Here is a 19,753-nt window from a genome sequence, read left to right on the forward strand (position 1 = left end):
CTCCGCAGTAGCCCGGTTTCGGATGCCGGGACCGGTCCGACACGCCCCGGGGAGGTACGGGAACATGGTGCGCAGACACGGTGTTACGCATCAGCAACACCGTACGCACTGCACGCATCACCCGCGCTTGACCGAAGGAGCATCCCCGTGCCGCTCGCACCGCTCGTGGAGCCTGCTGAGTCCCTCAGCATCGACGAGGTACGTCGCTACAGCCGCCACCTGATCATCCCCGACGTGGGCATGGCGGGTCAGAAGCGGCTCAAGAACGCGAAGGTGCTGGTCATCGGCGCCGGCGGCCTGGGCAGCCCGGCGCTGCTCTACCTGGCCGCGGCCGGCGTCGGCACGCTCGGCATCGTGGAGTTCGACGAGGTCGACGAGTCGAACCTGCAGCGCCAGATCATCCACAAGCAGTCGACCATCGGTCAGCCGAAGGCACAGTCCGCCGCCGCGGCGGTCGCGGACGTGAACCCGTACGTCAACGTGGTCCTGCACGAGGAGCGGCTGGACAACGACAACGTCTACCGGATCTTCGAGGGCTACGACCTCATCGTCGACGGCACCGACAACTTCGCGACCCGCTACCTGGTCAACGACGCCGCCTACTTCCTCGGCATCCCGTACGTCTGGGGCTCGATCTACCGCTTCGACGGCCAGGCCTCGGTCTTCGCCGCCGGCATCCGCAACAGCAAGACCGCCTCCGCCGAGCTCAAGGCGTCGGTCGCCAACGCGCCCTGCTACCGCTGCCTCTACCCCGAGCCGCCGCCGCCGGGCATGGTCCCGTCCTGCGCCGAGGGCGGCGTGCTGGGCGTCCTGTGCGCCAGCATCGGCTCGATCCAGGTCAACGAGGCGATCAAGCTCCTCGCCGGCATCGGTGAGCCGCTCGTCGGCGAGCTGATGGTCTACGACGCGCTCGAGATGGAGTACCGCAAGCTCAAGGTCCGTCGCGACCCCAACTGCCGTCTGTGCGGTGAGAACCCGGAGGTCACGGGCCTCATCGACTACGACTACTTCTGCGGCAACATCTCCGACGAGGCCGCCGACGCGGCCGCCGGCTCGACGATCTCGGTCAACCAGCTCGACGAGTGGTTGAAGGAGCGCGACGCCGGCACGCGTGACCTGGTCCTGGTCGACGTCCGCGAGCCCAACGAGTACGAGATCAACAAGATCCCGGGCTCGGTGCTGATCCCGAAGGGTGACTTCCTCAACGGAAGCGCCTTGGAGCAGCTGAGCTCCCTCACCGGGGGCGGCGAGAAGCAGCTCGTCCTGCACTGCAAGTCGGGCGTGCGCTCGGCCGAGTGCCTGCTGGTCGCCAAGGGTGCCGGCTACTCCGACGCTGTCCACGTGGGCGGCGGCGTGGTGGCGTGGGTCAGCCAGATCGACCCGTCGCAGCCCGCGTACTGATCGCGGATCAGCACCATGACTGGGGACCGCCTCGACGACTACGTCGAGGCGGTCCTGTCGTTGGTGGAGCAGGTGCCCCGCGGCCGCGCCACGACGTACGGCGCCGTCGCCGACGCGCTCTTCGACGAGTTCGGCGGTGGGCCGCGTCAGCCGGCCTCCGTGATGGCTCGGCACGGCTCGGGCGTGACGTGGTGGCGGATCGTGCGCGCCGACGGGACCCTGCCCGAGCGGCTCGCCGACGAGGCTCGGCAGGCCTACCTCGAGGAGGGCACACCGCTGCGTTCCTCGGGTGCGGTCGACCTGCGACAGGCGCTGTGGCTGCCCGCGTGACGGACGTCGCTTCGCCTTACTGACCGGTCACCCGGATGATCGGACCGTGCTCTACCGACTGCTGCACGCGATCCTCACGCCGATGCTCCGGCTGATCTGGCGCCCCCGGGTGACCGGCCGTGAGCTGGTGCCGCGTACCGGCGGGGTCCTCATCGCCAGCAACCACCTCAGCTTCGCCGACTCGATCGTGATCCCGTCCACGTCGCCGCGACCGGTGCGGTTCCTGGCGAAGTCGGACTACTTCACCGGCCGCGGGATCAAGGGCACGGCGCTCAAGCTGTGGTTCGAGGGGCTCGGCATGCTGCCCGTCGATCGCGATGACCCGCAGGCCGCGCTCGACTCCCTCGACACCGCGCTCGAGGTGCTGCGCCGCGGCGAGGCGTTCGGGATCTACCCCGAGGGCACGCGCTCACGCGACGGCAGGCTCTACCGCGGCCGCACGGGCGTCGCGCACCTGGCGTTGACCGCCGGTGTCCCCGTGGTACCGGTCGGGCTGAAGGGCACCGAGCAGCTCCAGCCGGTCGGCTCCAACCTGCCGCGGCTGGTCCGGGTCGAGGTGACCTTCGGCGAGCCGATCCAGGTGGCGGGGCGCTTCGAGGGGATGGCGCTGGGCAAGGCCCGGCGGCTGCTCACCGACGAGATCATGACCGCGATCCAGGAGCTGTCGGGCCAGGTCGAGGCCGGCGTCTACAACGACCGGGCTCCCGACGCCTGACTCCCTTGTGATCGGCCTCACGCCGGAGCACCATGGAAGGACGCCTGCGGCGTCGTTGAGGAGAGGTGAGGCCGGGATGGGCACGACCGACTGCTTGAAGGATTCCGTCCAGCACACGTACGACGACCTGGCGCTGCGGCTCGAGACCGCGTCCCAGATCCACGGCACGGCCTCGCACTCGCGTCGCGGGAGCCCGCCCATCGACATGCTCTGCGCCTGCGTCGCCCAGCACCTCCACGCCGTCGACGAGGTGCTGCTGCCGTGCCTGCCGATGCATCACGACACCCACGACTTCCGGGCGGCTCAGCACGAGATCGAGATCGTGCTCGCCCACGTGAAGGCGCACGAGTTCGGCTCGACCTACGAGCACAACTTCACCTGGGCCCGGGTCTGGGGCGACGTCCGCGAGGCGATGGCGACCCTGCAGCAGCAGGAGGAGGCGATGATCGCTCACCTGGGCGAGGTCCTCGACGACGCCGAGCTGCAGAAGATGACCGACGAGCTGGCTCGGCGCGAGCCGTACGAGCCGACCCGGCCGCACCCCTACATGCCCCACACCGGCGCCGCCGGACAGGCGATGCGCCGCGTGATGCGGGTCGTCGACGGGTTCTGGGACGAGGCCGACGGGCGCTACGTCCCGACACCGCCGCGTGCGCCGCGCAAGCCTCCCGGCCGGGTCTCGCAGTACTTCATGGGCAACCCTCGCTTCGACGAGGAGGAGTGAGCGGGGTTCCGAAGCAGGATCCCCGGCAAGGACTGTCGGAGGGGTCTGCTTCAGTGGACCCATGACCACGACGTACCGCCTGGAGGCACCGCCGCCCCCGGCAGCCGTGCCGCCGCTCGACGAGCACCAGCGGCGCGTGGTCGACCACCCGGGCGGTCCGCTGCTGGTCCTCGCGGGCCCCGGGACCGGCAAGACCACCACGCTGGTCGAGGCGATCGTCGACCGGATCGAGGCACGTGGCGCGCGACCCGATCAGGTGCTCGCGCTGACGTTCTCCCGCAAGGCGGCCGAGCAGCTCCGCGACCGGGTGACCGCCCGGCTCGGGCGCACCACCGGGGCCGCGCTGAGCTCGACCTTCCACTCCTTCGCCTACGGGCTGATCCGTGAGTTCTCGCCCGCCGACCTCTACGAGCAGCCGCTGCGCCTGCTGTCCGCGCCCGAGCAGGACGTCGTGCTCCGCGAGCTGCTGGCCGATCACCCGGAGGCGGTGCGCTGGCCCGAGTCGCTTCGCCGCGCCCTCGGCACCCGGGGCTTCGCGCGCGAGGTCGAGGCGGTGCTCTCCCGCGCCCGGGAGAAGGGGCTCGACGGCGCCCAGCTGCTGGCGTTGGGGCACCAGGAGGAGCTGCCGGAGTTCGTGGCCGCTGGCCTCTTCCTGGAGCAGTACCTGACGGTCCTCGACTCCCAGGGCGCGACCGACTACGCCGACCTGATCCGGCGCGCGGCGCTGGAGGCCGAGGCCCACCGCGACCTGCTCCGCGACCGGTTCCGCTACGTCTTCGTCGACGAGTACCAGGACACCGACCCCGGTCAGGTGGCCCTCCTGCGCGCGCTGGCGGGAGAGGGTGGTGACCTGGTGGTGGTGGGCGACCCACACCAGTCCATCTACGGCTTCCGCGGTGCCGACGTCCGGGGGATCCTGGAGTTCCCGACCCGGTTCCCGCGCGCCGACGGCCGGCCTGCCGAGGTCGTCGCGCTGCGGACCACGCGACGCTTCGGCCCCCGGATCCTCCTCGCCGCCCAGCGGGTCGCGGGGCGGCTCGGCCTGCCCGGCACGATCGACGAGCAGGCCCGCGAGGCGTTCCTGCACCCGGAGGCCGCGGCCGGCCCCCACGGCGACGGCCTGGTCCGGGTCCTCACCTTCGACACCGACCGCGCCGAGGCCGAGCACCTCGCCGACCTGCTGCGTCGTGCTCACCTCGAGGACGGCATCGGCTGGGACGAGATGGCCGTGCTGGTCCGCTCCGGTCGCGCCACCATCCCCTCGCTGCGCCGAGCGCTGGGCGCAGCCGGTGTGCCCGTCGAGGTCGCCGCCGACGAGCTGCCATTGGTGCGCGACCCGGCCGTCGCGCCGCTGCTCGAGGCGCTGCGCGCCGTCCTCAACCTCGACAACACCGACCCCGACGACGTCGACTACCTCGACCCCGCGCGCGCCGAGGGGCTGCTCACGTCCGCCCTGGGCGGCCTCGACGCCGGGGACGTGCGCCGGCTGGGTCGGCGCCTGCGCGTACGGGAGAAGGAGCTCGCCCACGCCGAGGAGCGCTCGCCGCGCCCGTCGAAGGAGCTGCTCCGCGAGGCGGTCGTGCACCCGGAGGTGCTCGTCGAGCTCGACGGCCCCGAGGTCGAGCGCGCCCGGGCCCTCGCCGGCCTGCTGCTGCGCACACGCGCGCAGTTCGACACCGGTGCCACCGCCGAGGAGCTGCTCTGGACGCTCTGGTCCGGCACGTCGTGGCCGACCCGGCTGCGGCGCTCCGCGGAGTCCGGCGGCGGTGCCGCCCGCCGCGCGCACCGCGACCTCGACTCGATCTGCGCCCTCTTCGAGATGGCGGCGCGGGCCGAGGAGAAGCGCGACCACGTCGGCGTCCGATCCTTCCTCGCGACCCTCGTCGCCCAGCAGATCCCGGCCGACACCCTCGCCGACAAGGGCGCGCGCGGCGCCGCCGTGCGGCTGCTCACCGCGCACCGCTCCAAGGGGCTGGAGTGGCACCTCGTCGTCGTCGCCCACGTCCAGCACGAGGGCTGGCCCGACCTGCGCCGCCGCGCCACGCTGCTTCAGGCCGACCGGATCGGTCCGGCGCTCGGCCCCGACGGCGGCGGCACCATCGTGCCGCCCGTCTCCAGCCGCGAGCTGCTGATGGAGGAGCGCCGGCTCTTCTACGTCGCCTGCACCCGTGCCCGTCAGCGGCTCGTCGTCACGGCCGTCGACTCCGGTGAGGAGGACGGCGAGTCTCCCTCGCGCTTCCTCGCCGAGCTCGGGGTCAACGTGCAGCGGATCGTCGGGCGGCCCAAGCGGCCGCTCTCGCTCCCGGGCCTGGTCGCCGAGCTGCGGCGCACCGTCGCGGATCCGGCGACCGCACCCGCGTTCCGGGAGGCGGCCGCCCGCCGTCTCGCCCGGCTGGCCGGCGAGGTGCCGATCGCCGACCCCGCGTCATGGTGGGGGACCCGCGGTGCCTCGCGCGCCTCGCGGCCGCTGGTCGCGGCCGAGGACCCCGTCGTCGTCTCGGCGACGATGCTGGAGAAGATCATGACCTGCCCCATGCAGTGGTTCCTCGAGCGCGAGGCCGGAGGTCAGGCCGCCGCCCACCAGAGCGCCAACCTCGGGCAGCTCATGCACGCCCTCGCCGAGCGGGTCGCCACCGGCGAGCTGCCCGCCGACGAGGCCGCGATCGAGGTGCTGATGGAGCACGTCGACCTGGTGTGGGGCCGGCTCGACTTCCGCACCCCCTGGTCGAAGGCGATCGAGTACGACCGGGTGCGTGCCGCGCTCGGTCGCTTCCTCGAGTGGCACCGCCACAACCGCCGCACGCTGCACGCCACCGAGGCCGGCTTCAGCACGGAGGTGGAGGTCGGCTCGGCCGACTCCGGTGGGATCGAGCGGATCGTCCTGCGTGGCTACGCCGACCGCCTCGAGATCGACGCCGACGGCAACCTCGTGGTCGTCGACCTCAAGACCGGTCGCAGACCGCCCAGCGGCCCCGAGGTGCAGCGCAACACCCAGCTCGCGCTCTACCAGTACGCCCTCGACAACGGTGCCGTCGACGGCTTCGTCGCCGGTGGCGCCGAGCTGGTCCAGCTGGGCATCCTCGACGGTGGCCCGAGCGCGGTCGTCCAGCCGCAGGATCGGCACGTCGACGGAGGCGCGCCGCGCGAGGCGCTGCGCGACGCGCTCGCCCTGACCGCCCGACGGGTACGCGCCGAGCAGTTCCCGGCGATCGCGGGCGAGCACTGCCGTACCTGCACCTTCGTCTCGCTCTGCCCGGCCAAGGGCGCAGGATCGGTGATCGCGTGAGCGAGTGCCAGCGCGCGAATCATTCAAGTCAGCGCCCGTGCGCCTCGTGCGCGCCCGGAGCGCTGGGCCGTCGAATCCGGGGAGGACGCGCATGAGCTTTGTGGAGATCGGCACGCCGCACGAGCTGGCGCGGCTGATGCAGACCCCCTACGCACCCAGCCCGCAGCAGTGGGCCGCGATCTCGTCGCCGCTGGAGCCTGCGGTCGTGATCGCCGGTGCGGGGTCGGGCAAGACCACCCTGATGGCGGCCCGGGTCGTCTACCTGGTGCTGACCGGGCAGGTCCGACCCGACCAGGTCCTCGGCCTCACCTTCACCACCAAGGCCACCTCCGAGCTGCGCGAGCGCATCCGCAGGGCGCTCGAGGTCGCCGGAGCGCTGGATCCGGCCGATGTCGACGAGGACGTCCTCGAGCCAACCGTCTCCACCTACAACGCCTATGCCGCCAACCTGCTCAAGGAGCACGGCCTGCGGATCGGGTTCGAGCCCGACACCCCGGTCATCTCCAACGCCTCGCGCTACCAGCTCGGGGCGCGGGCGGTGGAGCGGTTCACCGGCGAGGTCAGCCGGCTCAGCGATCACCCGCCGACGGTGATCCAGTACCTGCTGGCCCTCGACAGCGCGATGAGCGAGCACCTCTGCGGCCCCGATCAGGTGCGGGAGGTCGACGGCGACGCGCGCAAGCGGTTCGAGGCAGCGCTCGCCGACGAGGCGGCCGGCAAGAACCGCAAGACCTACCTGGGCGAGATCGAGAAGGCGATCAGCGCCATCGACCGGCGCGGCGAGCTGCTGGAGCTGGTCGCCGCCTACCGCCGGCTGAAGCGCGACCTGGGCTGGATGGACTTCTCCGACCAGATCGAGCTGGGTGCCCGGCTCGCGACCGAGCAGCCCGACGTGGGTGTGGCCGAGCGCGAGCGGTTCAAGGTGGTGCTGCTCGACGAGTACCAGGACACGTCGGTCGCGCAGGCCGTGATGCTGTCGCGGATCTTCGGTGAAGGCCATGCGGTCACCGCCGTCGGCGACCCCAACCAGGCCATCTACGGCTGGCGCGGCGCTTCGGTCTCCAACATCCTCAACTTCGGGGCGACCTTCCCACGCGTCGACGCGTCGACGGGCTCAGGGCGAGCCGAGGGTGAGGTCGCCCTCTACCCGCTGACGGTCAACCGCCGCTCCGAGCGCCGCATCCTCGAGGTCGCCAACGAGCTGGCCGCGCCGCTGCTGCGCGCCTACCCGCAGGTCGCCGCGCTCGAGCCGCCCCCGGAGGCGGGGGAGGGCGAGGTGTCGGCTGCCGTCTACGCGACCCAGGCCGAGGAGCTCGAGGCGCTCGCCACCGCGGTGTCGGCCGCCCACGGCGACTCGTGGGCCCAGATCGGGGTCCTCACTCGCGACAACAGCACCGCCGAGCTGGTCTTCGACGCCCTGACCGGTGCCGGCATCCCCGTCGAGATCGTTGGTCTCTCGGGCCTGCTCCGGCTCCCCGAGGTCGCCGAGATCGTCGCGACCCTGCACCTGATGCACGACGTCACCTCCAATGCCGCCCTGCTCACGTTGCTCAGCGGCCCGCGCTGGGCCGTCGGACCGCGCGACCTCAAGCTGCTCGCCGGGCGGGCCCAGGAGCTCGCCGGTCGCGGCGGCGGGCGGACGCCGACGGCAGGCGATGTCGACGCCCACCTGCTGGAGATCGCCGACGGCATCGACCCCGCCGAGCTGCCGGCCCTCGACGACGCCCTCGCCGACCCCGGCGAGCTCGGCTACTCCGCCGAGGCGCGGGATCGGTTCGACCTTCTCGCGGCCGAGCTGCGTCAGCTCCGCACCCACGTCGGGGAGCCGCTGCTCGACCTCGTCCGCCGGATCATCGACACCCTCGGCACCGACGTCGAGCTCGCCTCAGCGGTCAGTCCGGCCGCGGCCGCGCGTCGCGACAACCTCGACCTCTTCGTGAAGGCGGTCGCGGAGTTCCAGTCCGTCGACGGCGACGTCAGCCTCGCCGCCCTGCTGGCCTACCTCACCGCTGAGGACGACCAGGGCAACGGTCTCGACCTGGCCACCCCGACCGAGGCCGACTCGGTGAAGCTCTTGACCGTGCACCGCTCCAAGGGCCTCGAGTGGGACAGCGTCTTCCTGGTCGGCATGTGCGAGACGAAGTTCCCCTCCACCAAGGGCCGCACGCTGTGGACCTCATCGCCCTCGGTCCTGCCGGCTCCGCTGCGCGGCGACGCCGCCGACCTGCCGCAGCTCGACGGGTACGACAAGCCCGCACTCGACGCCTACCGCGCCGCCTCCAAGGCGAACGACGCGGAGGAGGAGCTGCGGCTGGGCTACGTCGCCTTCACCCGGGCAGCGCACGCCCTGCGGGTCACCAGCCACACCTGGACGCCGAAGACCACACCGCTCGGCCCCTCGCCGTTCCAGACCCTGACCCGCGACCGGCTGGCCGGCTGGGGCATCACCCTGGCGGACGGCGTCTCGGGCGGCTGGCTCGACAAGCCCGAGAAGGGCGCCCCCAACCCCTACGCCGCCGTCGACCCCGCGCGCCCCTGGCCGGCCGGCGGTCCCGGCGCCGAGGCCCGGCTGCGCCTCGAGGCGGCCGGGCTCGTGAGATCGATCGACCCCGCCGCGCAGGATCTCGACCTCGACATGATCGAGGCCGCGATCGTCGAGGAGTGGGACGCCGAGATCGAGCGACTGCTCACCGAGGCGCGCCGCGAGCACCGCAGCAGGATCGAGGTGACTCGGCCCGGCAGCCTGTCGGCGACGTCCCTGACCCGGCTGCGCGACGAGCCCGAGGAGTTCGCCCGCGACCTCGCCCGTCCGATGCCGCGCCAGCCCTCGTCCGCGGCCCGCTTCGGCACCCGCTTCCACGCCTGGGTCGAGGCCCGCTTCGGTCAGCAGGATCTCTTCGACATCGACGACCTGCCCGGCCGCGGCGACGTCGGCATCGAGGACGACGCCGACCTCAAGGAGGTCATCGCCGCCTTCGAGGCCGGGCCGTTCGCGACCCGTGTCCCGCACCGGGTGGAGGCGCCGTTCGCGCTCGTGCTGACCGGGCAGGTGGTGCGCGGCCGGATCGATGCCGTCTACACCGATCCCGACGCCGGTGAGGGCCACTACCTCCTGGTCGACTGGAAGACCAGCCAGCACGCCAACGCCGACCCGCTCCAGCTCGCCCTCTACCGGCTGGCGTGGGCCGAGCTGACCGGCGTCGCGCTGGAGCAGGTGCGGGCGGCGTTCTTCTACGTCCGCAGCGGTCAGCTGGTCGAGCCGGAGGAGCTGCCCGATCGCGCCGGACTGGAGCGCATCGTCGCCGCGGGCGAGGGTCTCGCTGCCCACGGGTGAGCGGGTGCGGGTGTGGGCGGGTGCGCGCGTTAGCGTGCACCCGTGACCTACCTGCACGAGCGGCTGAGCAGCGGACGGTACGACCGGGCGGCAGCTCACCGCTCGGACACCGCATGGATCGAGGAGCGCTGGGCCGACCCGACCTCACGCGTGATGGTCCTGGCCGGCACCCGGATCCGGCCCGTCGAGGGAGCCATCGAGTGGATCTCGCCGGCGGATGCGCCCGGTGGGGCCCGGCTGATGCTCGGCGTACGCGACGGGATCGCCCACTTCGCCGTGGTGACCACCGAGCTGGCCGCGACCGAGGCCCACGTCCCGCTGCGCTCCCTGCTGCTGAACCTCACCGAGGACGAGGCGCCGATGGTCCTGCACGCGGTCGGCCTCGCCGAGTGGATGCGCGCGACCCGGTACTGCGCCCGCTGCGGGCTCCCGCTCGACCCCGTGAAGGAGGGTCACGAGCTGATCTGCGGCCACGGCCACACCACCTTCCCGCGCACCGACCCGGCGGTGATCATGCTCATCACCCACGGCGAGCCGGGCTCCGCCGAGGAGCGGTGCCTGCTCGGTCGGCAGAAGGCCTGGCCCGCGGGGCGCTTCAGCACGCTGGCCGGCTTCTGCGAGCCGGGGGAGTCGCTCGAGGGCGCCGTCCGGCGGGAGGTCTTCGAAGAGGCCGGGGTCGTCGTCGGGGACGTCGCATACTTCGGCAACCAGCCCTGGCCGCTGCCGGCCAGCCTCATGCTCGGCTTCACCGGCCGCGCCACCAGCACCGAGATCCACTGCGACGAGGACGAGATCGAGGACGCCGGCTGGTTCACCCGTGCCGAGCTCCGCGCGGGAGCCGAGAGCGGCGACCTCGTGCTGCCGGGCGGCGTCTCGATCAGCCGCTCGCTGATCGAGTCCTGGCTCGGTGAGAGCCTGCCCGGCTCCTGGTAGGCCGTCTCGGGACGCCCCGGACATGCAGAAGGGCCGCGACGCGCAACGCGTCGCGGCCCTTCGCCGTAGGAGGGGGATCAACCGGCCAGGGCGGCGAGCTTCTCCTTGACCGCCATCAGCGACGGGTTCGTCGCCGAGGTGCCGTCGGCGAAGACGAGCGTCGGCACGGTCTGGTTGCCGTTGTTCACCGACTCGACGATCTGGGCGGCCTCGGGGACCTGCTCGATGTCGACGACGTCGTACGTGATGCCCTCACGGTCCAGCTGCCCCTTCAGGCGCTGGCAGTAGCCGCACCAGGGAGTGGTGTACATCGTGAACGTCTCGGCAGTCATCAGGCGGTTCTCGCTTCCAGATTCGGGGATCGCGCTCGGGAAGAACCTATCCGGAGGGCCGGTTGTTCCCGCACCCGTCGCGTCGGGCGCGTGCCGGAACTGTCGGCGCTCCGATCTAAGGTGAGCGCGTGCCCGATCCGCAGAGCCTTCTCGATGCCCTCGACCCGGAGCAGCGTCAGGTCGCCGAGGCGCTGCGCGGCCCGGTGCGGGTGCTCGCCGGCGCGGGCACCGGCAAGACCCGTGCGATCACCCACCGGATCGCGTACGGCGTTGCGACGGGCGTCTATGCGCCCTCCGAGATCCTCGCCGTCACGTTCACCACCCGAGCCGCGGGGGAGATGCGGCAGCGGCTCCGGACGATGGGCGCCGGCACCGTCCAGGCGCGGACGTTCCACTCCGCTGCGCTGCGCCAGCTGCGCTACTTCTGGCCCCACGTGCACGGCACCGAGCTGCCGCAGCTGATCGAGTCCAAGATCGGTCTGCTCGCCAGCGCGGCCCGGCGCAACCGCGTGCAGACCGACCAGGCGCTGCTGCGCGACCTCGCCTCCGAGGTCGAGTGGGCCAAGGTCAGCAACGTCCACCCCGACGACTACGCGGCCATCGCGCCGCGCCGTGGCCGCGAGGTGACCAACCTCGACCCGGCCTCGGTCGGACGCGTGTTCGGCAGCTACGAGGAGGTCAAGCGCGAGCAGGGCCGGATGGACATGGAGGACGTCCTCCTCCTGGCCGCCGGCCTCCTGGCCGAGGACGAGCGGGTCGCCGCACAGGTCCGCCGGCAGTACAAGTGGTTCGTCGTGGACGAGTTCCAGGACGTCTCGCCGCTCCAGTCCTCGCTGCTCGACCTGTGGCTCGGTGGGCGCAACGAGATCTGCGTGGTCGGCGACCCCGCCCAGACCATCTACTCCTTCGCCGGCGCCGATGCCCGCTACCTGCGCGACTTCGGCAAGCGGTTCCCCGGCACCACGGCCGTCGAGCTGGTCCGCAACTACCGCTCGACCCCGCAGGTCGTCGACGTGGCCAACACCCTGCTCAAGGGCTCGCCCAGCCAGGGCGTCGAGCTACGCGCCCAGCGTCCGGCCGGCCCCGCGATCACCTACGCCGCCCGCTCCGACGAGGTGGCCGAGGCCGACGCGGTCGCCGCCGAGATCCAGCGGCTGCATGCCGCCGGCCGGCCGTGGTCGCAGATCGCGATCCTCTTCCGGATCAACGCCCAGTCCGAGACGTTCGAGGAGGCGCTGACGGCGCGCAACATCCCCTACGTCATCCGCGGCGCGGCCCGCTTCTTCGAGCGTCCCGAGGTGCGCGAGGCGGTCACCCGGCTGCGCGGCGCGGCCCGCTCGGGCGAGGGCGAGGACCTGCTCGAGACCGTCCACGGCACCCTCGCCGGGATGGGCTGGACGCAGCAGCCGCCGGAGGCCCGCGGTCAGACCCGCGACCGTTGGGAGTCGTGGCAGGCGCTGGTCGACCAGGCGCACGAGTTCGCCGGTGCCGACAGGAGTGGCGCCGGTCCCGCGCCCACTCTGGGTGCGTTCGTCGACGAGCTCGACCGTCGTGCGGCCGAGCAGCACGCCCCGGTGGCCGAGGGCGTCACGCTGGCCAGCTTCCACTCCTCCAAGGGCCTCGAGTGGCACTCGGTCTTCCTGATCGGCCTGCAGGAGGGCACCCTGCCGATCACCTATGCGCTCGACTCGCCGACAGCGGTCGAGGAGGAGCGCCGCCTGCTGTACGTCGGCGTCACCCGGGCCCGGATCGACCTCCAGGTCAGCTGGTCGCTGGCGCGGCAGCCGGGCGGTCGCGGGTCCCGCAAGCCATCCCGCTTCCTCGACCCGCTGCTGCCCGCCTCCGCGCGCCCCGAGTCCGCGCCGTCGGCCAACCGGCGGGCCCGGATGTGCAAGACCTGCGGTCGTCCGCTCGGCACCGCCGGCGAGAAGAGCCGCGGCCGGCACGAGGACTGCCCGGCCGCCTATGACGAGGAGCTCTTCGAGCGGCTGCGGGAGTGGCGTCGCGAGGCGGCCGGCAACAAGCCCGCCTTCACCGTCTTCACCGACGCCACCCTCGAGGCGATCGCGGAGTCGAAGCCGGGCAGCATCGCCGACCTGCTCCGGATCAACGGCGTGGGCCGGGCCAAGCTCGATGCGTACGGCGAGGACGTGCTGGCGCTGATCTCGACCTCCGCCTGACGACGTCTCGACGGCCGTGGCCGGAAATCGACGAAAAACATGCGTTTAATCGTTTGCCGCCTCACGACGAGGCGGGATACCGTTCCCCTATCCACTCGCACGCGAAGCAACCGAAGGAGGCTGTCTCGATGACCACGTCCACGTTCAACACGCTGGCCACGACGCCCGCCTTTGGCATGCCGTTCGCCGCCTGCGCCGCGCTTTACACGCACGTGTGGTCCGACGTGACCATCCAGGGTAAGCGCACGCGCGAAGGTTCCCGCTCCTGGAGATCGCCCGACTGTTGAGAGACAGCCGAGACGCCTCCAGGCCGCGGAACCCGAAACGGGATCCGCGGCCTTTCTGTTTCTCCCACCCGCCACGACACCACCGAGAGGAGGTAAACACATGACCGCCGTACTCGAGCCCTCGCTCGGTGAGCTGCACGACCAGGCCGACCTGGTCGACGAGGAGCTGATGCCGTGCCGGGTGAACAACCCCGAGCTGTGGTTCGCCGAGTCGCCCTCGGACGTCGAGTTCGCCAAGGCACTCTGCCAGGCGTGCCCGGTCCAGACCCTTTGTCTGGCCGGCGCCCTCAGCCGTCGCGAGCCGTGGGGCGTGTGGGGAGGCGAGCTCTTCCTGCAAGGCGCCGTGATCCCGCGCAAGCGCCCGCGGGGCCGCCCGCGCAAGCACCCCGTCGCCGCCTGATCCGCACTCCATCCCACCAACCATCCAGCAGTACCCAGGACACGAAGGAACGACCATGATGATCAACACCCCGCTGAGCAGCACCGCCTTGCTTCCCCAGGAACTCTCGCGCGCGCAACAGCCCGGGCGCCTGGGAGAGGCGCCGCACCTGCAGCACCGTGTCTTTCGGGTGACCCGGGCGGAGCGATTCGGGCTCAGGACCCGCCTCGCCCTGGCGCGCCTGATCTGAGGGCCGAGGAGTCCGGTCAGCCGGTGAGCGCATCCCAGGCGCACCCGCAGTGCGGGTGTCGCAGCCAGCGCCGCTCGCTGACCGGCTCCTCGCCGGGCGTCTCCGCGAGCCGTACGGTCGCCGACCAGGTCGACGGCCGTTCGCCACGGGCGTACGTCAGCAGGTCCCGCGCGATCCAGCCGAGGGTGAGCGTCTGCAGGGCGGCGCTGGGGACCGCCGGCACGGCCGCGCGAGCGACCTGGTCGACCACGACCCCATGACGCGGGTCGTGATCGGCCAGGGCGGCGTCCACGCAGCGCAGACAGGCCGTCTCGCCGGGCAGCACGAACGGCCCGACCTCCCAGCCCCACGGGGTCACCACGGCTGCGAGGTGGGCGATCCCGTCGCGGACCAGCGGATCGGCCCGGTCGCGGGGGAGCGCGCCGTAGGCCAGCAGCAGGCGCACCTGCGCCCGATCACTGACAGCGATGCCGGCCGTCCGCAGCAGCGGGGTCGCCGCGCCGACGAGGGAGCGCGGTCCCACCAGGGCGACGCTCGCGGCGGAGCCGTCGTCGGGCTCGGACACCAGGAGGTCGGCGTGCGCGAGCAGCGCCAGCGCGTGCGCCGACTCGGGCTTCGGGTGGCCGATCGGCCGACCCCGTTCCATCGCATCGAGCAGCCCCCGGATCTCGGGCACATCGGGCAGCACCACCCGATGGGGCGGTTGCAGGCCCGCCTGCAGGTGGTGATCGTCGCGCCGGACGACCACCACGCCGGGGCGCAGACGGGGGCTCACCCCGTCACTGTCACACGGATCGGTCCACCGCGTCCGGCGCTATCCACAGGCCCGAGATGAACCATGGCCCCGCCGACCAGCAGGTCGACGGGGCCACGGTGAGAAACCTCGAAGGCTCAGGCCTTGCCGAGAATCCGGTTGAGGTTGGTGCCACACACGGGGCAGACGGCCTTGGCCATCTTGGTGCCCTTGTCGTTCACCTTGATCTCACCGGTCGCCTCGCGCTTCTCCTTGCACTTGACGCAGTAGAACTCGCCGCTCCAGCTCTCCGCCATGACGGCCTCCTCAATGTCTGTGTTCTTTGGTCGTCGCGACGGGGTCGTTGGGGAAGCCCGCCGGGAGCTGCGGCCTGTGCCGCAGTCGAATCGACCCTACGGCACATACGGCCCGGTTGCGCAACAGGGGCGCCACGCGTGTTGTCCGCGTGTCGCCAGCGTCGAGAGGACGACGGGACGAATGAGCCCTCCCGGATGCGGGCATAGAGAGACCCCCGGTGCCTGGATCGTCCTTCGCCTTCCCCTTGCCAAGGACGTCCGGCGGCGCCGGGGGTCTCGCTAGGCATGAACCTAGGGAGCGGCGTGGCAGCCGGTCAACGCCCGTAGCGCACAGCCTGTGGACAAAGGTGTGGATGACCTGGGAACAACTCGGTCGCATCCGTGGAATACGCCCCTCTCGGCGTGGATATTGGATGTGGAATGCTGCGTATGTCAGGCGCCTAAACTGGCGCTGACCTGCAAAGACGACTCTCCACCGGCTGTGGAGAGGAAATTCCACGGCGAGGAGCGGCGTGTCGCGGCATGAGACGGGGTCCGACGCCTGGTCGGCGGGGCCGGTGGCGGCCCTGCGACGGATCGCGTTCCTGCTCGAGCGGGGCCGGGCCGACACGTACAGGGTCAAGGCATACCGGGCGGCGGTCGCGGCGATCCTCCCGCTCGACGAGGACGAGCTGCGACGGCGTGCCGGCGACGGCACCCTCACCCAGCTCGCCGGCGTCGGGGCCAGCACCGCGAGCGTGATCACCGAGGCGCTGGAGGGCGTCGTACCGGAGCGTCTCGCCCGGGCCGAGGCCGAGCACGGGGCGCCCCTCACCGCCGGCGGCGCCGACCTACGGTCCCGGCTCAGGGGCGACCTGCACTCGCACTCGGACTGGTCCGACGGCGGATCGCCGATCGAGGAGATGGTCTTCACGGCGATGGAGCTGGGCCACGAGTATCTCGTGCTCACCGACCACAGCCCACGCCTCAAGGTCGCCCACGGCCTCTCCGCCGAGCGCCTGCGCAAGCAGCTGACGGTGATCGAGGCGATCAACGACCACGTCTCGACAGGCTCGATGTCCGGGGAGGGGTTCACCCTGCTCAAGGGGATCGAGGTCGACATCCTCGACGACGGCAGCCTGGACCAGACCGACGCGATGCTCGACCGGCTCGACCTGCGGGTCGCCAGCGTGCACTCCAAGCTCGCCATGGACCGAGCGGCGATGACGCGCCGGATGATCACCGCCGTCTCCACCACCCGGATGAACGTCCTGGGTCACTGCACCGGTCGTCTGGTCACCGGCAGCCGCGGCACCCGTCCGGGCTCGTCCTTCGACGCCCAGGCGGTCTTCGAGGCCTGCGCGGAGCATGCCGTCGCCGTCGAGATCAACGCGCGACCCGAGCGGCGCGACCCGCCGACCCGGCTGATCGAGCTCGCCCGCGACATCGGCTGCCTGTTCTCGATCGACTCCGACGCGCATGCCCCGGGCCAGCTCGACTTCCTGGTCCTGGGCTGCGAGCGCGCCGAGGCGGCCGGTATCGAGCCCGACAGAATCGTCAACACGTGGACGCGCGAGCGCCTCCTGACCTGGGCCAACGGGTAGTTTGCACGCATGGACACCTCCACCCCCGCCCGGCCGGAGGTGGAGGTACGCCGCAGCACGCGGCGCCGGCGCACGGTATCCGCCTACCGCGACGGCGACCGGATCGTGGTCCTGATCCCGGCCTCGATGTCACGCAGCCAGGAGGCTGAGTGGGTCGAGACGATGATCGCCCGGGTGGAGCGCTCCGAGCAGCGCCGCAACCCGACCGACGCCGACCTCCTCAAGCGCGCCACCGGTCTCTCGGACCTCTACTTCGGCGGGCTCGCGTCCCCCGAGTCGGTGCGTTGGACGAGCAACCAGAAGAGCCGCTGGGGCTCCTGCACCCCGATCGACCGCACCATCCGGCTCTCCGACCGACTGCAGGGGATGCCGTCCTGGGTGCTCGACTACGTCCTGGTGCACGAGCTGGCGCACCTCATCGAGCCGCATCACAACGAGCGGTTCTGGGGCTGGGTCGACCGGTTCCCGCAGGCCGAACGGGCCAAGGGCTACCTCGCCGGCTGGGCGGACGGCACCAACACCGACGCTCCGCACAGCCTCGACTGACCCGACGACACGTCGAGAGGTCACTTCTTGCGGCTCGAGGAGTCACGTCGCACGGAAGCCAGGCGCGACATCGCTACAGGCCGGCCGCCGCGATCACCCGGTCGAAGAGGGCCCGGTCGAGCACCGCGCCCTCGCGGCGTACGTCGTCGAGCACCAGGAGCCGATCGAGCCGGACCTCGCTCGGCCGGTGCTCGCGGTCCCACCCACCGGTGCCGATGTCGAGCCAGCGGTGCCCGAAGTGGTCGATCGCGACCCCGTCACGCTCCTGCCGCACGGCGCTGTGGTCGTGGTCCTTGCTGGTCAGCATCAGCGCGAGCCAGCGCCTGCCACGCGTGCCCACCACCAGGACCGGGCGGTCCTTGCCGCGTGACGCGTCCTCCTCGTACGGCACCCACGCCCAGCACACCTCGCCCGGCTCGGGCCGGCCGTCGCGGCTGGGGGCGTAGTAGATCCGATCGCGGCCGGCGCGCCGCGGGAGCAGGAGGTCGAGCAGGCTGCGCACGACGGTGAGGCTAGCGGCGACGCAGCGCGAGGTCGATGAGCTCGAGCATGTCGGGGTCCTCGGTGGGCAGCTCGTCGAGCCCGAACCACCGCACGTCGATCGACTCCTCCGAGACCGCGTGCACGCCGCCGGGCGGGGCGATCGCGACGAACCGTACGTCGTAGTGGTGGACGCCGTCCCCGCAGAACGGCACCGCGTGGTCGCTGAGCTGCACCGGCACGGGGTCGAGCTCCAGCCCGTCCAGACCCGACTCCTCGGTCGCCTCCCGCGTCGCGGCCGCCAGCAACGAGGCGTCGCCCGGCTCGAGGTGTCCACCGAACTGGAACCAGCGCTGTGCCTTGGTGTGCAGCGTCAGCAGGACGGCGTCGCGCTCGGCCGACAGCACGAGCGTGGAGGCCGTCAGGTGGTGTGGCCGGTCCTCCCGAAGGACGCCGGACGCGCGGCCCTCGAGGTAGGACGTGTAGCGCTGCCGCAGCGCGTCCTGCGCGGCGGTGGGCGCGGTCCACCCGGTCAGGAGCTCGAGCGCGTCACCGTGCAGGCTCCTCGGGGCAGGGCCGCTCACTCGGCGTCGGAGGTGTCGCCGGAGGCTCCGCCGCCTTCGAGAAGCTTGCGCAGCTCGGCGTCGAAGTCGGCCTCGTTGAGCGCGTCGGGTCGCTCCGCGCCCTCACGGAAGCCCAGCGGGTCGTCCAGGTCGGCCGACGTCGGCAGCAGGGCCGGCGACATCCACACGCCGTCGCGGGCCTCGATGCCCTGGCGGGTGCGCAGCGAGCCCCACAGGGTGGCGGCGTCGCGCAGCCGGCGCGGGCGCAGGTCCAGGCCGACCAGGTTCGCGAAGACCTGCTCGGCCGGGCCACCCGCGGCACGACGACGGCGTACGGCCTCCTGGAGCTTGGTCGCGGCCGGCATCCGCTCCGCCGTGGCCTGTGTGACGACCTCGTCGACCCAGCCCTCGACGAGCGCGAGCGCGATCTCGAGCCGTTCGAGCGCGGCCTGCTGCTTGGCGGACTTGGGCAGCTCGAACATGCCGTTCTCGAGCAGGTGCTGCAGCGACTCCGGGTTGTTCATGTCCACGCCGCGCATCTGCTCCTCGACCCGCTCCTGGATCGCCTCGAGGTTGATCTCGACGCCGGCGGCGTAGTCGCGCACCGCGCCGATCAGGTGCTCGCGCAGCCACGGCACACCGGCGAACAGCCGCTGGTGGGCGGCCTCGCGCAGGGCGAGGTAGAGCAGCACGTCGTCCTCGGCGACGCCGAGCCCCTCGGCGAAGGGGGCGATGTTGGCGGGCAGCAGGGCCGCCCGGCCGGGGGCGCCGAGCGGGACGCCGATCTCACCGAGGCTCAGCACCTCGCCGGCGAGCGCGCCCAGGCCGGAGCCGGTCTGGTTGGCCAGCATCGCGCCGACGGCCTTGCCGAGGAAGCCCGCCATCGGGCCGGCCATCGCCGCCATCTCCGGCGGCAGCGCGTTGGAGAGCGACCCGACCGACGACTCCGCGACCGGCTCCACGAGCTGCTTCCACACCGGGGCGGTCTCGACGATCCACTCGGCCTTGCTCCAGGCGGTCGCGTTGATCACGCCCGAGGGGAAGGCGGTGCTCTCCTCGAGCCAGTGGTCCGCGAGCCGGACGGCGTCTGCGACGGCGTCCTTCTGCTTCTGGGTCGGCGAGGGGTCCGGGGTCGCGGCGGCGGTCTTGCGGGCCGTGTCGAGCGCGACCTCCCAGTTCAGGGGGCCGTCGTAGGGCTGCATCATCGACTGGATCTGGCCCAGCAGGTGGCTCAGGTCGGGCATGCCGGCGGGCATCCCGGGCAGGCCGCCCGGGAACGGTCCGGGCCCGAACAGACCCTCGAACGGGGTGCCCTTGAACGGGTTCTGGGGCTCCTGGGGGTCCTCGGGGCCCGGGTTCTGGCCGGGGGTGTCGCTCATG

General features: G+C 72.1%; 19 protein-coding genes. 13 read left to right on the plus strand and 6 right to left on the minus strand.

The window, feature by feature from the left end; genetic code table 11:
* Window positions 1–147: 147 nt before the first annotated feature.
* The 7 genes from moeB to nudC all read left to right on the plus strand — a co-directional run bounded on the left by moeB (window position 148) and on the right by nudC (window position 10,723).
* Window positions 148–1,401, plus strand: a complete 1,254-nt coding sequence (gene moeB / locus ACZ5L9_RS12510) for a molybdopterin-synthase adenylyltransferase MoeB (RefSeq protein ID WP_464528147.1) — start codon at window positions 148–150, stop codon at window positions 1,399–1,401.
* Between the two features lie 15 nt (window positions 1,402–1,416).
* A complete protein-coding gene (locus ACZ5L9_RS12515) occupies window positions 1,417–1,731 on the plus strand; it encodes an MGMT family protein (RefSeq protein ID WP_464528149.1) in 315 nt (104 codons plus the stop codon).
* Between the two features lie 46 nt (window positions 1,732–1,777).
* Window positions 1,778–2,446: a lysophospholipid acyltransferase family protein gene (locus ACZ5L9_RS12520; protein WP_464528152.1), complete on the plus strand. Its 669-nt coding sequence runs from the start codon at window positions 1,778–1,780 to the stop codon at window positions 2,444–2,446.
* 94 nt (window positions 2,447–2,540) lie between these two features.
* Window positions 2,541–3,170 (plus strand): hypothetical protein, encoded by a 630-nt coding sequence (locus ACZ5L9_RS12525; protein WP_464528155.1) that lies wholly within the window; start codon window positions 2,541–2,543, stop codon window positions 3,168–3,170.
* Window positions 3,171–3,231: 61 nt separating this feature from the next.
* Window positions 3,232–6,456, plus strand: coding sequence for an ATP-dependent helicase (locus ACZ5L9_RS12530; RefSeq protein WP_464528157.1), 3,225 nt, complete (start codon window positions 3,232–3,234; stop codon window positions 6,454–6,456).
* A 91-nt stretch (window positions 6,457–6,547) separates the two neighbouring features.
* On the plus strand, window positions 6,548–9,790 hold the full coding sequence (locus tag ACZ5L9_RS12535) for a UvrD-helicase domain-containing protein (protein WP_464528159.1): 3,243 nt from the start codon (window positions 6,548–6,550) through the stop codon (window positions 9,788–9,790).
* Window positions 9,791–9,832: 42 nt separating this feature from the next.
* A complete protein-coding gene (gene nudC / locus ACZ5L9_RS12540) occupies window positions 9,833–10,723 on the plus strand; it encodes an NAD(+) diphosphatase (protein ID WP_464528160.1) in 891 nt (296 codons plus the stop codon).
* A 77-nt stretch (window positions 10,724–10,800) separates the two neighbouring features.
* Here nudC and ACZ5L9_RS12545 read toward each other — a convergent pair whose 3' ends face one another.
* A complete protein-coding gene (locus ACZ5L9_RS12545) occupies window positions 10,801–11,055 on the minus strand; it encodes a mycoredoxin (protein ID WP_464528162.1) in 255 nt (84 codons plus the stop codon).
* 128 nt (window positions 11,056–11,183) lie between these two features.
* Here ACZ5L9_RS12545 and ACZ5L9_RS12550 point away from each other — a divergent pair, with 128 nt between their 5' ends.
* The 4 genes from ACZ5L9_RS12550 to ACZ5L9_RS12565 all read left to right on the plus strand — a co-directional run bounded on the left by ACZ5L9_RS12550 (window position 11,184) and on the right by ACZ5L9_RS12565 (window position 14,151).
* On the plus strand, window positions 11,184–13,235 hold the full coding sequence (locus ACZ5L9_RS12550; RefSeq protein ID WP_464528163.1) for an ATP-dependent helicase: 2,052 nt from the start codon (window positions 11,184–11,186) through the stop codon (window positions 13,233–13,235).
* Between the two features lie 128 nt (window positions 13,236–13,363).
* A complete protein-coding gene (locus ACZ5L9_RS12555; RefSeq protein ID WP_464528165.1) occupies window positions 13,364–13,522 on the plus strand; it encodes a hypothetical protein in 159 nt (52 codons plus the stop codon).
* A 100-nt stretch (window positions 13,523–13,622) separates the two neighbouring features.
* Window positions 13,623–13,922 (plus strand): WhiB family transcriptional regulator, encoded by a 300-nt coding sequence (locus tag ACZ5L9_RS12560; RefSeq protein ID WP_464528167.1) that lies wholly within the window; start codon window positions 13,623–13,625, stop codon window positions 13,920–13,922.
* 55 nt (window positions 13,923–13,977) lie between these two features.
* Complete coding sequence (locus ACZ5L9_RS12565; protein WP_464528169.1) at window positions 13,978–14,151, plus strand: hypothetical protein; 174 nt, start codon at window positions 13,978–13,980, stop codon at window positions 14,149–14,151.
* 16 nt (window positions 14,152–14,167) lie between these two features.
* Here the strand turns inward: ACZ5L9_RS12565 and ACZ5L9_RS12570 are convergent, their stop codons facing one another.
* Window positions 14,168–14,926 carry a hypothetical protein gene (locus ACZ5L9_RS12570; protein ID WP_464528170.1) on the minus strand — a complete coding sequence of 253 codons (759 nt, stop codon included), beginning with the start codon at window positions 14,924–14,926 and terminating at the stop codon, window positions 14,168–14,170.
* Between the two features lie 116 nt (window positions 14,927–15,042).
* The gene (locus tag ACZ5L9_RS12575) at window positions 15,043–15,201 is read right to left on the minus strand and encodes a DUF5679 domain-containing protein (RefSeq protein ID WP_017934894.1); all 159 of its coding nucleotides are present in this window, start codon (window positions 15,199–15,201) and stop codon (window positions 15,043–15,045) included.
* A gap of 512 nt (window positions 15,202–15,713) precedes the next feature.
* Between ACZ5L9_RS12575 and ACZ5L9_RS12580 the strand changes: the two genes are divergently transcribed.
* Together ACZ5L9_RS12580 and ACZ5L9_RS12585 are read left to right on the plus strand one after the other, a co-directional pair.
* Complete coding sequence (locus tag ACZ5L9_RS12580; protein ID WP_464528172.1) at window positions 15,714–16,784, plus strand: PHP domain-containing protein; 1,071 nt, start codon at window positions 15,714–15,716, stop codon at window positions 16,782–16,784.
* Between the two features lie 9 nt (window positions 16,785–16,793).
* Window positions 16,794–17,330 carry a M48 metallopeptidase family protein gene (locus tag ACZ5L9_RS12585; RefSeq protein ID WP_464528174.1) on the plus strand — a complete coding sequence of 179 codons (537 nt, stop codon included), beginning with the start codon at window positions 16,794–16,796 and terminating at the stop codon, window positions 17,328–17,330.
* Between the two features lie 73 nt (window positions 17,331–17,403).
* On the opposite strand, the gene ACZ5L9_RS12590 is transcribed toward ACZ5L9_RS12585, so the two are convergent.
* Genes ACZ5L9_RS12590 through ACZ5L9_RS12600 form a run of 3 tightly spaced genes read right to left on the minus strand, consistent with a single transcriptional unit; the run spans window position 17,404 to window position 19,752 of the window.
* Complete coding sequence (locus ACZ5L9_RS12590) at window positions 17,404–17,832, minus strand: type II toxin-antitoxin system PemK/MazF family toxin (RefSeq protein ID WP_464528177.1); 429 nt, start codon at window positions 17,830–17,832, stop codon at window positions 17,404–17,406.
* A gap of 10 nt (window positions 17,833–17,842) precedes the next feature.
* Window positions 17,843–18,394, minus strand: a complete 552-nt coding sequence (locus ACZ5L9_RS12595) for an NUDIX hydrolase (RefSeq protein WP_464528179.1) — start codon at window positions 18,392–18,394, stop codon at window positions 17,843–17,845.
* Window positions 18,391–19,752 carry a zinc-dependent metalloprotease gene (locus tag ACZ5L9_RS12600; RefSeq protein WP_464528182.1) on the minus strand — a complete coding sequence of 454 codons (1,362 nt, stop codon included), beginning with the start codon at window positions 19,750–19,752 and terminating at the stop codon, window positions 18,391–18,393. The genes ACZ5L9_RS12595 and ACZ5L9_RS12600 overlap by 4 nt, the downstream gene beginning before the upstream one ends.
* Between the last annotated feature and the right edge of the window lies 1 nt (window position 19,753).

It is taken from the genome of Nocardioides sp. JCM 18998, assembly GCF_055391535.1.